Here is a 14854-nt window from a genome sequence, read left to right on the forward strand (position 1 = left end):
TAAAAAAAAGACTAAATTATAAGTATAAAAGTATTATATACAAAACTTATAACTTAGCCTTTTATTTATTTTACCCAAATAAATTAACTTTAATAGTAATTTAATTGTCATTCTTCTTAGACATGTAATTATATACAGGTAATCCTATTAGAGTTATTATTATACCTCCTAAGGCTATTACAGTAGCAGTTAACAATTGATTAACTATAACAAATAAGCCTCCAATTATAGCTACCAACGGAATAATAGGATATAATGGTACCTTGTATGGTCTATCTAAATTCGGATTATCTTTTCTAAGCTTCATTACACCTATAAATGTAAGTACATAGAATACCCATACCATAAATACAGTTAAGTCAGTTAACAAGTTAAATTGTCCAGATAATGCATATATGCATGCAAGTATGGCTACTAACCATGTTGCATTTGTAGGTGAGCCTCCTGCATTAACTTTTGATAAGGCATCACTACCAGGAATAATCTTTTGTTTAGCTAATGTGTAAGGAATTCTTGGTCCTGTTAAAAGATACCCATTTAAAGTTCCAAATACTGATATTAGTATACCGATAGTTATTATTTTACCTCCAACATCTCCAAACAATCTAGTAGCAACTAATGTTGCTGGAGACGTCACTAAAGCTAACTCTGAAGCACTTGCTACTCTTAAATAAGCTAAATTTATAATTATATATACTGCCATTACAGCTGATAACCCACCAACTATTGCCGTTGGCAAATCCTTACCCGGATTTTTCATTTCACCTGCTATTGCTCCAACATTTATCCATCCGTCATATGCAAATAATGTTGCAATTAATACATGACCTAATGCTGTACTTGCACTAACTCCTTGTCCCACAATCGGTGTAAATGTGCTCCCTCCACTTTTGCCTTTTATAAATCCAAATATTATTATTAAAATTAATGGTACCAATTTACCTATAGTAGCTATATTTTGTATCGCACCTCCAAAAGAAGAACCGATATTATTTAGTAAGGCTAGTAGTATTATTACACCTAATGCTATTGGAAGTACTATCGTCATATTAGTGGCTGTATAGCCAAAAAGCTCCGCACATTGCTGAGCAAAAATTACAGCTAATGCAGCTGTAGTACCTGGAAAAAATAATACAGTTTGCATCCAACCTGTTAAAAACCCTAGTTTCTTTCCATATATCTCCTCTATATATACCATCATACCACCAGTTCTAGGTATAGCTGCTGACACTTCTGCTGCTGTAAGTCCAGCCATAATAGTTATAAATCCACCTAAAATCCAAGCTATTATTCCTAATCCTGGAGCACCATTTGTTATTGTGTAGATAGCTTGTGGTTTAAAGAAAACTCCAGAACCAATTACTAAACCTATAACTGTAGAAAGAGCAGTTCCCAAACCTAGAGTTTTTTTAAGTTCATTACTCATAAGTTGCCTCCTTACTAAAATTAATAAAAATTATATATTTTTACATCTTTAGTATTACCAGATTTATCTTAATTATTAGACTTGACAGTTTAAACCTGTATAACTAAAAAAGATGTATAGAATTCAAAAGAATTCCATACATCTTTTTATTTATAATTAATCATCTAACTTTAACACAGACATAAATGCTTTTTGTGGAACTTCTACAGAGCCTATTTGTCTCATACGTTTCTTACCTTCTTTTTGTTTTTCAAGAAGTTTCTTCTTACGAGAAATATCTCCTCCATAACATTTAGCAAGAACGTCTTTTCTAAGAGCACTTATAGTTTCTCTAGCAACTACTTTATTTCCAACTGCAGCTTGTATTGGAACAGCAAATTGGTGCCTTGGTATTTCATTTTTTAACTTTTCACACATAGCTTTCCCTCTAGGATAAGCTCTACTTTCGTGAACAATAAAGCTAAGTGCATCTACCTGTTCTTTATTTATTAATATATCAAGTTTAACAAGATTAGAAGGTACATATCCTTTTATTTCATAGTCTAATGAACCATATCCTCTTGTTCTTGATTTTAGTGCATCAAAGAAATCATAAATTACTTCATTTAATGGAAGGTCATAGTGAAGCATAACTCTTTTTTCATCTATATACTCCATATTTAACATGTTTCCACGTCTTTCTTGACATAATTCCATGACAACACCTACATAGTCTTTAGGCACAATTATATCACCTTTAGCTATAGGCTCTTCTATCATTTTTATTTCTGATACTTCAGGTAAATTTGCAGGATTTTGAACCATTACAATCTCACCATCAGTTTTAGTAACTCTGTATATAACAGAAGGTGCCGTTGTAACTAAGTTAAGGTCAAACTCTCTTTCTAATCTCTCTTGAATTATTTCTAAATGAAGTAAACCTAAGAATCCACATCTAAAACCAAATCCTAAAGCAGCAGATGTCTCAGATTCAAACTCAAGAGCCGCATCATTTACTTGCATTTTTTCAAGAGCATCTCTTACATTTTCATATTTTTCACCTTCACCTGGATATATACCACAGTAAACCATAGGAGTAGCTTTTTTATACCCTGGTAATGGTTCTTCAGTAGGATTATTTGCATCAGTTATAGTATCACCTACGTGACAACTTCTTATATCTTTTATACTTGCAGCAATGTATCCAACATCTCCAGCAGCTAGTTCATCAAGTTCTCTCTGACCAGGAGCCATAACACCAACCTCTGTTACTTCAAAAGTTTTGTTAGTGTTCATCATTTTTATTGTCATACCCTTTTTTACAGTACCTTCATAAACTCTAACATAGGCTACAACACCTTTATATGCATCATAGTATGAATCGAATATTAATGCTTTTAAAGGTGCTTCTTTATCACCTTTAGGAGCCGGTATATTTTTAACTATAGCTTCTAATACATCTTCTATATTTAAACCACTTTTTGCAGAAATCAATGGTGCTTCACTGGCATCAAGACCAATTATATCCTCTATTTCTGCTTTTATTTCATCTGGTCTAGCACTTGGTAAGTCGATTTTATTTATTACAGGTAATATCTCTAAATCTTGATCTAATGCTAAATAAACATTAGCCAAAGTCTGAGCTTCAACACCTTGTGCTGCATCTACTACTAATAGTGCACCTTCACAAGCAGCTAAACTTCTTGACACCTCATAGTTAAAGTCTACGTGTCCTGGAGTATCTATAAGATTTAAGAAATACTCATTTCCATCCTTAGCTTTATAAACTAACCTTATATTTTGCAGCTTTATAGTGATTCCTCTTTCTCTTTCAAGATCCATATTATCTAATAACTGATCCTTCATTTCTCTATCACTAACAAGACCTGTTTTTTGTATTAATCTATCAGCTAAGGTAGACTTACCGTGATCTATATGCGCTATTATACTAAAATTTCTAGTTCTACTTTGTTTGTTGTCCACCTTTATTCCTCCTTATTATTAATATCATAGCTTTTATTTTATAATATATCCGCATTTATGTAAATAAAAGTTATCTTAATATAAAGTAAAATTTTATAATAAAATAAGACTTAGTATAATACTAAGTCTTATTTTATTACTTATTTATATTTTTATAATATATACTTAGCGAAGACTTTCGATTTTACCTTGTATGTACGGTTGTAATTCTTTTAATGATTTTGTAGTCTTTTCTATATAAGTTTCATTTCCTAACATAATATTCGCATTAGTATCAATAATTATCAGGCATATACTGACAGTTACAGACATTATTAGTATAAATATTATCCTATAAATAGATCTTCTTTTTCTTTTTTTATTTTTTCTTTCTATATGTTTTTCTAAACGACTCATTCTAAACTCCTAAATAGTTATATCTATTTAAAATATGAATCTAATATATCTGCTATATATTTCGTACTAGCACTAGCCTCTTCTATACTTACTGCGTTACTTCCAACTTCAATTAATATACCATTTTTAGCTACATATTGATTATATCTACCGTAACTTTTTTTAACTACAGGTTTAGCTATTCCAGGGTATTTTTCATTAGCTAAATTTGTAAGGTCTGTTGCTATTTTCATAACTTCATCTACATTTTGATTTTTCATTCCTACTACGAAACAAATTTGAGCTACCTTTTCTCCATTTATAGTTGTTGTATAATTTTTATTTGTTTCTTTTGTTACATTTGCTGATGCGTCTCTATGTAAATCTATAGCTATATCTACACTATTATAAGCAGATAGCATTGATTTTACCGTTTTTAAACTGTTAGAGTATGAGTTATTATATGATGGATTATCATGTATAGTAGTATTATGTACTACACCCCATCCTTTATTAGTTAATTGAGTTGTAAGTAAATTACCTATTTTTATTACTGAATTTTCCGGATCATTTGAGTGGTAATTCCCAGAAGGTGAATTAGAGTATGTTTCACAACTATGAGTATGATATATCAACATTCTTGGAGTTGCACTTGTTACTCTAACATTATCTTTATATTCAGCTAAAAGCGATGTCTCACTTTCATTTTTCTCTTTACTTTTACTACTATTATCATCTGAATTTAAAGTAGGTATATTTTCTTCACCTATGTGTACCTTTATATAATCATCATTATTATCATTGTTATCATTTTTTTCATCATCATTATTCTTTGTACTAGCTGACTCTTTCTCTTCATTTGTATTAGTTTCTGGATAAGAAGAATTTATTAGATATCTAAAAAAGTCTTCTTTATCCATAGCAAATGATGTTGTTGTAGGCAATATACAAATTAACACACAGGCTAATAATTTTGCCTTAATGCGTTTTTTTTCCATTGTTTTTCCTCCTTATTTTGTTATCCTTCCTGGATGCAATGCTCTATTTAACCCTTCGCTTATTATTATTGATAAGTTTTCTATGGTTTCATCTATGTCTTTAGGTGTAACGATTAAATTTTTATCATATGGATCTAGAGAATCTTTTATTAATTGATACTTCTCTCCTTCTTTCAGTTTTTTTAACATATTATAGAAGGTCTCTGATTCCTTGGATTCACTCATTAAGTTATCAATAGCCATATCTAAAACATCACTAGTTAAAGTTGCTGCATCTACAACAGTAGGAACTCCTATTGCTATAACATCTACTCCTAAATATTCCTTATTTAAGGCTTTCCTTTTGTTTCCAACTCCACCACCTGGAGATATACCAGCTGTTGAAATTTGTATAGTTGCATTTACTCTTTCCATCTTCCTTGATGCTAGAGCATCTATAGCAACTACTCTATCTGGTTTAATTATATCTACAATTGCTTTAACAGTTTCACTTGTCTCTATTCCTGTAATACCCATAACACCTGGGCTAAGTGCAGCTACTTCTGTAAAATCATCATCATAATCTTTGTTGTAATTTTTAAATATATGTCTAGTTACTAAAGTTTTAGATATGCTTTTTGGGCCTAATGCATCAGAAGTTATATTCCAGTTTCCCAACCCAATAATTAAAGTTTTTTTAGTTTTATCAGTTCCAAAAACTTCTACCAACTCATCTTTTAAGTATTTTATCATTTCTTCTCTTGATTCATCATCATCAAATTTCATCAAGTTGCTTTCTAATGTTATATAGGTTCCTATTCCTTTATTCATTATCATCGAACCTTGCTCATCCATAACTTCTACTTTCGTTACAATACAATTATCTAATTCCTTATTTTCAACCTTTACTCCAGGTAATTCACTAGTATTTTGCTCCTCTGCATACATCTCTTTAGCTTCTAATGCTAAGTCTGTTCTTATATTAATCATCTTAACCTCCAGTATTAATTGAATGATATTTATAAGTGTTAACAAATTTTAGTATTCTATAACAAAAATTATAATTTTGTAAATATTGAATAATTAAATTATATATTGTAAATTATTTTTATATAGGTTATAATCTTAAAAGTCAAAAATAACAGATATTATTAAAATAAGATTATGAATAAATTATCCTTGATTTTCAGATTTATTTCTGTTAATATATAATATGTTGACGACGAATATAATAAAAATGTACGAGGGGGTGAACTCACATGGCAAACATAAAATCAGCTAAGAAAAGAATAAAAGTTATCGAGAAGAAAACTGCTTTAAACAGAGCTAGAAAATCTCAATTAAAAACTGCTATAAGAAGATTCGAAGAAGCTGTTGTAGCTGGAAACAAAGAAGAAGCTACTCAAAGATTCCAATATGCTCAAAAGAGAATATCTCAAGTTGCATCTAAAGGAACTATACACAAGAATGCTGCAGCTAGAAAAATAGCTAAATTAGCTCAAAAATTAAACGGAATGAACGCTTAATTCTCTGTTTATAATCTTAATAGATGTAACCCTTGATTTTTTATCAAGGGTTTTTACATTTTTTATTCGCTTAACTAATAAAATTCTTTTTTACATAAAAATACCTTAGATTATAACTTTAATCTAAGGTATTTTTATTAACTAACTTCCTTTGACAATATTTACTAACTAAAATTTCTACGGCTAACGTATCTTTAATTAATCCATTTTTTATCTTATAATCACTTTCTAAAATATAATTCAACATATCTATTATAATCTCATCCGAGAAGTTAGATGCTTGTTTTAAGGCCTTCCCCACTACAAAAGAATGTAATTTTAACTTTTCTGCAATAACTTTACTTGTATATCCTTCTAACTGAAATTGTCTAACTTGCATAACAACTTTAAATTGTTTTGCAATCATAGAAAATATACCAAGTACTGATTCACCTTCTTGGATCATATCATTTAATATCCTAATTGCATTTGAAGAATTTTTCTCACCTATATAATCGATTAGTTTGAATATATCATTTTCTACTTTTTTTTGTGATAATTTATCTATTACCTCATTATTCACTTGATTTCCTTTGCCCACAAATGAACTTATTTTATTTATTTCATTATCTAAATCTGATAAAGTTTTTTCACTACTTTTATCCCTATATCCTTCAGAATCTATAAAATACATAATTTGAGCATTTTCTATTCTAACTTCTCTAGCTTCAAACTTCTTTTTTACCCACTTAAATAAATCCATATCAGATAGTTTATCACAATTACAAACTATTCCATTTTTACTTATCTTCTTTACTATATTTTTTCTTTTATCTATGTCTCCATAAACAACAAAAACTAAAATTGTACTTTCGGGTATATTATCTAAGTGATCTATTAAATATTTTTCATCACTATCAGTAAAATTCTTCTTCTTCCCTTTTAATAGTTCAAAATCTTTTATTATAACTATTTTTTTATCATCCATAAAAGGAAGTGTTTCTATAGAGCTTATAACTTGATCTAATATAATTTCCTTCCCATCTATAATATCTAAGTTAAAATCTAACATACTTTCATTCAAACTATTTTTAAAAGCATTTATAGAATTTTCAATAAGATAATATTCTCTACCATAAAAAAGATATATATTTTTGAAATCTCTATTATTAACACTTTTTATAATATCCTTGTAATTCATTTTCTTGCTCCTTCATAATCTTTAGTTCGTTATAAGTCATATACGAAAACAGTATTATGTAATATGTAATAACATAATACAATTTGGGATTATCTATTTCAATATAGGCGAAATTAAATATACTTATCTTATTTAATAAATAATATATTATATCTATAATATATTATATCTATAATATATTTATTAAAATAAGCTATTAACTTCGCTACCCATAGGTTTATTTTAAATATAATTATACTTGCAACACTTAAATATATTATAACTCCCATAAAAGGAACAATTATCATATTACTTACTATTGTGAATAATGGTATTCCTTTAAAATTATAATATATTAATGGCACCGTTAATATATTTGCAGATATAGTTAATGATACTAAACTAATCTTAAATATCTGATTTATATAACCATAGAAGTATATTATAGACAATGTAGCAAGAAAACTCAATTGAAAACTTATATTATATATAATATATGGATTATTTATTATAAAAAATATTCCTATCAATGATAAAGTTGATATACCATCTTTCTTTCTATCTAAGAATATAGATAAATATAGTACAATCACAAAGAATATCGAACGAATAATAGATGGAGAAGAACCTACCATTAAAGAATATATAATCATCAATATAGATAAAATAAATAACTTATAATATCTATTTATTCCTCCGATTATAAAAGCTATAATACCACAGAATAGTCCAGTATGAAGCCCAGATATAGCTATAATATGGCTAGTTCCACTTCTAGTGAACATCTCCTTTTCATCTTCACTTAGATATTCTTTTTCACCTAATATTATAGAATTTATAAAATCTGATTTGTCCTTGTATAAATATCTGAATGTATCCCTTATATATTTTTTTGTGTTACTTATAAATGAATACACACTATTATTATTTATAATTTCATATTTATCTATATATATTATACCTTCATACCCTGTACTTCTTATATATCTTCCATAATCGAAATCTTCAAACTTCATATTATCTAATGATTTGTAATTACCATTTATTTTTACGACTTTACCAACATCTAAATTTTTATTTTTACTATAGTCATTTACTAAAAATTTTCCTAATTTATATTGATCATACTTTTCTTTTTCAACTTTATCCTTTACAACACCTCTTACTACTACTATTTCATTTTCACTAAATTTATTATCTATAGGTTTAACCTTTGTATAAATAAGCGTTATAAATAATAAAATTATATACATTATGAGCAACGGCCTTCTCATTCACCCTCCAAATGTTTTTATTTTTTATTATCATCACCTTTAAATTTTTTAAACCATTTCTACCATATTCATTTAACCATAGTTTAAATATTTTTTAACTTACTTAAAATAAAAAAAGTGCCTTATGGCACTTTTATATATATTCATTTATATAATTATCTTTTTTAGAAAATATTGTACTTAAAAAACTTTTTACTTTTTTATTCTCATCTAAATTATTTAAAATAAATGCTTCCGATACATCTATGTATGAAAATGCTAATTGTGATATGGTATTAATATTAAACTCTACATCATATTCAAAATTACCCTTTTCTATTGTCAATTTTTTATCTTTTAAACTTATTCTAAAAACTCCATTATTATCTTCAATAAAATCATCTTTAATAGATATATTTATAGTTTCTTCTAGGTTACTTTCAATATCCAAATCTTTTAAGTATTTTTCTAAATTTATAACTCTCCCCATCATGAAAGGTTTTATTTTTATCGTAGAATTTCTAGGATTGTCCAAAATAAATCTTATTTTATCATTTATAGGTGTTGAAATTATTACAGATTTACATTGAGTATTATGATTGTATATGAACTTTAACATAGACTTTAATGAATCTATATTTTTGTAAAATAATTCTCTTACAAACATATTATCATCATTTAGGAAATATATTATATATCCATCTATTTCTCTATCTTGATGAATATATACATGTCCACCTTCACTTTTTACTTCTTCAAATAAATTTTTATAATATAATTCATCCCTTTTTATATTCCCATTTACATTATCTAAAAATGAATTATATATATCTACAAGGTAATCTAGATCCCTCAAAGTCGCTTTTTTCATTATACCGCTTGTTTTAAAATATTTTAGACTTTCTATATCAATACTATATTCAATTTGATCATAACAATGCTCATATCCATATTTTCTATATAGCCTATAGTCTATAGGCATTAGAATTGATATCAATTGATCTTTCTTATACAATTCTTCTAAAGTAAACTCCATTATATTTTTCATATAACCTTTACCTCTTACCTGAGGCAAAGTTGATACACCTACTACATAAGATGTATCATAGTATTTACCGTTTAAATTAATCTTATATTGATTTAGCTGCAAAGATGAAACAATCTCACCATTTTCATCAACTACAACCGTATTGCACTTATCATATCTATTTTCAAAATAATAGTCAGTAAATTTAGGACTATCATTAAAACAGTAGTCCCAAATTTCTCTTATATTATTTTTTTCATCTTCTTTAGCATATCTTATTTTCATAATTTATGCCTCCCTAACAGTATACTTTTCAACAAATCGAACTGGATGGTAAGAAAGTTTTGCTTTTCTAAGTCCAGGTATACCTAAGTCTTCTTCTCTATTTACAAATTCAACTTCACTAAATTCATTTACCAAGAATTGTTGATTTATAAAAGGATATAATCCTCTTATATCTGGATTTGCTTTTTCTATATGAATTAAGGCCATATTAGGATTTAAAAGTTCTCCAATAGTAAAGGCTTCTAATTTATTATCTATAAATATTCCACCTACCTTTACACAATCTTTTAAAATATCATAATTATTAAATATTTTTTTTATGCCTATAAGTTCTTCATCCATCCCCTCATCATATTCATTATTTTCTTCTTTATTATTCGCCCATTTCTTAACTAACTCTAAGCAAGAATTAAAATCTTCTTTATTTAACAATCTATATTCAAATCTATCTTCATACTCTTTTAAAAAGTAATTTATATGATTTCTTTTCTTTTGATTTTTTCTACCACCTAAAGTTCTCATGCTTTCTGCATCATATATATAATCAAATAAATCTCTTTCTTCTATATATTCAAATTTATCCTTATAATTCTCTTTTAGATAATCGACTATTTCCTGAGTTACACCTCTGAAATACAATTTTTTATTTACATTTTTAAAGTAATCAAATACAAAATCTATTACTTCAGGAAGTCTTTCCTTCTTAGCAAGTGGTAATATCGAAAATGTATCACCTTCATATTCACCTACAAGGACAGCAAATTCATCCCCTATATAATATCCTGTTTTATAAAGATGTTGCCACATATATAAAGTTGCAAAGCAATATTCACATGCTTCATAATTGACCATATCAAAATAAGGTTGTAATTTTTCTTTTGCACTTATATCTATATCTTTAAAGACTATAACCTCATCTTTTTCTTTAACACACATATCTATATTTCTTAATAACATAAAATCCTCCTAGTTTTAATGCATTCCTTAAAGTCTATATAAATAACCTATTTTTTGTTTTATCGTATTAATTTATACTTATTTGTTCAAAATGAAAATTGATAAACTTTTACATGTTTATATTACCCATATTATATTTTTATAAACATGTAAAGAATGGTGGTGGTATTTATATCCAAGTATTATAAATTTTTACTAATAATTATTATAATAGCACTTTTCTCTGGTTGTGACAAAAAAGAAATTTTATCTGTGCATATAATCGATGTTGGTCAAGGTGATAGTATACTAATAAAGACTCCTTCAGACAAAAAAATTTTAATTGATGGAGGAAATGAAGATAGTGAACATATAATTAAAAGTTATTTAAGAAAAGAAAAAGTAAAGTCTTTAGATATTATTATTGCAACACACCCTGATTCTGATCATATAGGCAGTTTAGATTATGTAGTTGATAAATTCGATGTCAAAAGTATTTACATGCCAGATCAAAATCCTAATAGCTCTTCTTACAAAAATCTTATTAAAGCTTGTAAAAATAAAAACTTAGATATTAATTATTTATTTAAAGGTGATACATTGAATGTAGATGAATATATAAATTTACTAGTTTTAAGTCCATCATATATTCAACAAGATAATAATTTAAACTCAATAGTATTCAACTTAAACTACAAAAATAAATCATTTTTGTTTACAGGAGATTGTGAAGAAACAAATGAAATCGATATAATAAATTCTTTTAATTTAAATGATGTTGATTTTTTAAAAGTTGCTCATCATGGTAGTAGTTCCTCTTCTACAGCAGAGTTTATAAATAAAACCAGTCCAGATGTAGCTGTGATATCTTGTGGGTATAAGAATCAATATGGACACCCTCATCAATCTACACTAGATACATTAGAAGAAAATAACGTACTAACATATAGAACTGATATTAATGGAGATATGGTATTCTACAGTGATGGGTCAACAATTACTACAAAACATAAATATAAGTAGTAAGCTACTTAATACTAATCAGTAAAAATCAAGTACTAATTAAAAACGGCTTAATTATAAGTTGTTCTTTGTATGAAAATATCACATACGAAAAGTAATTTATAATTAAGCCTAAAGCAAGAAATTATTTAATTAAATCATTTACAACTACAGATGCTATAATCAATCCACCTACAGATGGTACAAACGATATACTTCCTGGAGTCACTTTCTTACCATTCATTATTTTATGCTTTAATTCAATAGGTTGTTCTGTAGAATAAACTACCTTTAGTTTTTTTATTCTTCTATCTTTTAGCTCTTTTCTCATAACCTTTGCTAATGGACAAGTATGAGTTTTATGTATATCTGTAACTTCTATTTTAGTAGGATCTAATTTGTTCCCCATACCCATAGAACTTATAATATTAAATCCTTTTTCTTTACAAGTTTCTATTAACTTTATTTTAGATGTTACCATATCTATTGCATCAACTACATAATCATACTCTTCACAAAGAATCTCATCACTAGTTTCTGCATTATATAATTTTTTTACAGCTCTTAAATTTATATCTGGGTTTATATCTAGGATTCTATCCCTCATAACTTCAACTTTGCTCTTTCCTACAGTTGAATGAAGTGCCGGTAACTGTCTATTTATATTAGTTATATCTACTTCATCAAAATCGACTATTGTTAAATTTCCAACTCCGGCTCTTGCTATAGCTTCAGCAGCAAAACTACCAACTCCACCTACTCCAAAAACTATAACTTTCGATTTTTTTAATTTTTCAATTCCATCTTCACCTATAATAAGTGACGTTCTCATTGTAAAGTTCTTTTCCATATTATGACTACTCCTCTGCCTATTTATTTTTTATTAACAGAATATATTTTTCAATTAAATCCAAAACTATAAAAAAGGAGGGTTAATTTGAAAAATTTAATAATTCTGTTGTTGATGTCATTTTTCATAGCTATAGGTATTCAATTACCTAATAAATATAATTTCGATAAATATGTATCGATGGCTTATGATAATATTGTTAATTACAATAATGATAATTATACTTTAATAGTTAAGATTTTAAAAGATGCAAATAAAGATACACTTATACCTTACGCTAATTTAATAAACTTAAAAACTATTAAATGTATACCCAATAATACTTCAAATAAAATTGCTTATATATTATCTTTACCACAGCAATTCTCATTTATAGCAATTTATGATATTATAGATAGTTCCAATTATAATTTTCAAGGTATTATTGATAACTTATCTAATATTAAAAATTTTTATTTTTATAAAGATTTTATTGTAGTTGAACAATCCGATTCTAATCCATCAACAAACTTTACTCAAAGAGAATTTTTAGAAATTTTCTTTAATAAGAATAATACTTATATACCTGTTTTTAATAAAAATATATATATGGAAAAAATAACAAAAGATAGAGTTTCTAATAATAATGAAGTTACAAAAGAAATTGAAATCTCCTCAATTGATTATCTAGAAGGAGATTTACCTAGAGTACTTTGTATCAACACTATAACATCATACAAAGGTATATATGTAAATTTAACTAATTCTTATGAGTTTATAGAAGATAAAAAAACTACACAAAAAGAAATTTATGAATGGCATCCAGATATAGAGTGTTTTTCTATAAAAAAGAACTCTAAATAGAGTTCTTTTTTATTATTGGCGGGAATGCGTGGGAATCGAACCCACCCAAGAAGCTCTTAACTCCTCGTACTAGTTTTGAAGACTAGAGGGAACACCAGCACCCATCCATCCCCATATTATTCTTATAAAACTAATAATATCATTTTTTCCTATTTTTATCAATAAATTCATATTTTATGAATTTTTTATTAAAAAATGCCCAAATATAATTACTATTTGAGCATGACATTTTTCAATAATATAATTTAATTTACAATATATACATCTATAGTTTTTCTTCCCCAGTTATATACTGAAGATTCATCATTCATAAATATATCAATTTTATTTCCTTTTATAGCTCCTCCGCAATCTTCAGCTATAAATGTCTTGTTAAATTGAGGTATATAAACCTTAGTTCCATAAGGTATAACTTTAGGATCAACTGCTATAGTTCCCCATTTTGGCTTTTTCCCAGTTGAAGTTATTGAATGCCCAGTATAAGCTGTTGCCACTACTGACATATGCTTACCTTTACCATTAGTATTTGAAGAAACTTTTCTTGAGCTCTCTCCCCTTGATGACGCCACCTTAATTTCTTCAACTTTTGTTCCTTTTTTTATTATTTTATTAATTGGCTTTTCAGATACTATTTCTTCTACAAATGTCTTTTCTACTTGCTTTCCGTTATGATAAGTAATTTTATAAACCAATTGATTCTCTCCTGACTTACCTTCTTCTTCTACCTTAGTTTGTCCCTTTAATAAATCTTTATCCTCTATAACACTAACCTCAAAAGGAATACTTTTTATTTCTTTTATAACTTCTTCAGTGACATTAATTATCTCTATTTTCATACCATCATTTAATTTTTCATCTAAGTCTTTAGTTACTATATCATTCTTATCATATTTAATACCTTCCGCCACTAAAAGATCTTGAACATCAGACTTAAATGTAGATATTTGCCTTTCTTCTCCATTCACAATTAATGTTACTTCTTTATTTAATGCTGAATATCCCCCTAATATAGTTATTGATACCATACCGGTCAGAAACGCACTTTTAATCATCTTATTCTTTTTCAAATTCATAATTTTCTCCTCCTAAAAGTTTAATTCTATATTAAAATCATACATTTTACATTTTTATTTATTGCCTGAATCTTTTATATTTTCGTTTCTTATTCATGCCTTCGATAAATAAATTGTAACCATTTTGATACTTTTTGTCAACTTGACAAAAAAAACAAAA

At 27.0% G+C, this 14854-nt stretch carries 14 protein-coding genes and 1 tRNA gene; 3 read left to right on the forward strand and 12 right to left on the reverse strand.

Features of this window, described 5'->3' with window-relative positions:
- Nucleotides 1-100: 100 nt before the first annotated feature.
- The 5 genes from H8923_RS02540 to gpr form a co-directional block, all read right to left on the reverse strand.
- A complete protein-coding gene (locus H8923_RS02540; RefSeq protein WP_153925617.1) occupies nucleotides 101-1426 on the reverse strand; it encodes an APC family permease in 1326 nt (441 codons plus the stop codon).
- Nucleotides 1427-1582: 156 nt separating this feature from the next.
- Nucleotides 1583-3388, reverse strand: coding sequence for a translation elongation factor 4 (lepA, locus tag H8923_RS02545; RefSeq protein WP_187127811.1), 1806 nt, complete (start codon nucleotides 3386-3388; stop codon nucleotides 1583-1585).
- A gap of 165 nt (nucleotides 3389-3553) precedes the next feature.
- Nucleotides 3554-3784: a hypothetical protein gene (locus tag H8923_RS02550; RefSeq protein WP_153925619.1), complete on the reverse strand. Its 231-nt coding sequence runs from the start codon at nucleotides 3782-3784 to the stop codon at nucleotides 3554-3556.
- Nucleotides 3785-3807: 23 nt separating this feature from the next.
- Nucleotides 3808-4761, reverse strand: coding sequence for a stage II sporulation protein P (gene spoIIP, locus H8923_RS02555; RefSeq protein ID WP_153925621.1), 954 nt, complete (start codon nucleotides 4759-4761; stop codon nucleotides 3808-3810).
- 12 nt (nucleotides 4762-4773) lie between these two features.
- A complete protein-coding gene (gene gpr, locus H8923_RS02560; RefSeq protein WP_153925623.1) occupies nucleotides 4774-5730 on the reverse strand; it encodes a GPR endopeptidase in 957 nt (318 codons plus the stop codon).
- Nucleotides 5731-5999: 269 nt separating this feature from the next.
- On the opposite strand from gpr, the gene rpsT reads away from it, so the two are divergent.
- Entirely contained in the window at nucleotides 6000-6266 is a 267-nt protein-coding gene (gene rpsT / locus H8923_RS02565) for a 30S ribosomal protein S20 (protein WP_147539740.1), read from the forward strand.
- 118 nt (nucleotides 6267-6384) lie between these two features.
- Here the strand turns inward: rpsT and holA are convergent, their stop codons facing one another.
- From holA to H8923_RS02585, 4 genes are all read right to left on the reverse strand, one after another.
- Nucleotides 6385-7446, reverse strand: coding sequence for a DNA polymerase III subunit delta (holA, locus tag H8923_RS02570; RefSeq protein ID WP_153925625.1), 1062 nt, complete (start codon nucleotides 7444-7446; stop codon nucleotides 6385-6387).
- 128 nt (nucleotides 7447-7574) lie between these two features.
- Nucleotides 7575-8699 (reverse strand): ComEC/Rec2 family competence protein, encoded by a 1125-nt coding sequence (locus H8923_RS02575; protein WP_243239215.1) that lies wholly within the window; start codon nucleotides 8697-8699, stop codon nucleotides 7575-7577.
- Nucleotides 8700-8832: 133 nt separating this feature from the next.
- Entirely contained in the window at nucleotides 8833-9990 is a 1158-nt protein-coding gene (locus H8923_RS02580) for a GNAT family N-acetyltransferase (RefSeq protein WP_153925627.1), read from the reverse strand.
- Nucleotides 9991-9993: 3 nt separating this feature from the next.
- Nucleotides 9994-10899 carry a DUF2156 domain-containing protein gene (locus H8923_RS02585; RefSeq protein ID WP_187127836.1) on the reverse strand — a complete coding sequence of 302 codons (906 nt, stop codon included), beginning with the start codon at nucleotides 10897-10899 and terminating at the stop codon, nucleotides 9994-9996.
- 300 nt (nucleotides 10900-11199) lie between these two features.
- On the opposite strand from H8923_RS02585, the gene H8923_RS02590 reads away from it, so the two are divergent.
- Entirely contained in the window at nucleotides 11200-11949 is a 750-nt protein-coding gene (locus tag H8923_RS02590; RefSeq protein WP_317982800.1) for a ComEC/Rec2 family competence protein, read from the forward strand.
- A gap of 124 nt (nucleotides 11950-12073) precedes the next feature.
- Here H8923_RS02590 and H8923_RS02595 read toward each other — a convergent pair whose 3' ends face one another.
- Nucleotides 12074-12778, reverse strand: a complete 705-nt coding sequence (locus tag H8923_RS02595) for a tRNA threonylcarbamoyladenosine dehydratase (RefSeq protein ID WP_153925631.1) — start codon at nucleotides 12776-12778, stop codon at nucleotides 12074-12076.
- An 87-nt stretch (nucleotides 12779-12865) separates the two neighbouring features.
- Here H8923_RS02595 and H8923_RS02600 point away from each other — a divergent pair, with 87 nt between their 5' ends.
- Nucleotides 12866-13621, forward strand: coding sequence for a hypothetical protein (locus H8923_RS02600; protein ID WP_153925633.1), 756 nt, complete (start codon nucleotides 12866-12868; stop codon nucleotides 13619-13621).
- Between the two features lie 16 nt (nucleotides 13622-13637).
- On the opposite strand, the gene H8923_RS02605 is transcribed toward H8923_RS02600, so the two are convergent.
- Both H8923_RS02605 and H8923_RS02610 read right to left on the reverse strand, forming a co-directional pair.
- Nucleotides 13638-13734: transfer RNA gene (locus H8923_RS02605), tRNA-Sec, on the reverse strand.
- A 132-nt stretch (nucleotides 13735-13866) separates the two neighbouring features.
- A complete protein-coding gene (locus H8923_RS02610; RefSeq protein WP_153925634.1) occupies nucleotides 13867-14694 on the reverse strand; it encodes a 3D domain-containing protein in 828 nt (275 codons plus the stop codon).
- Nucleotides 14695-14854 lie beyond the last annotated feature (160 nt).

Source organism: Romboutsia faecis, from assembly GCF_014323405.1.
In the GTDB taxonomy this organism is placed as follows: Bacteria; Bacillota; Clostridia; order Peptostreptococcales; family Peptostreptococcaceae; genus Romboutsia_E; species Romboutsia_E faecis.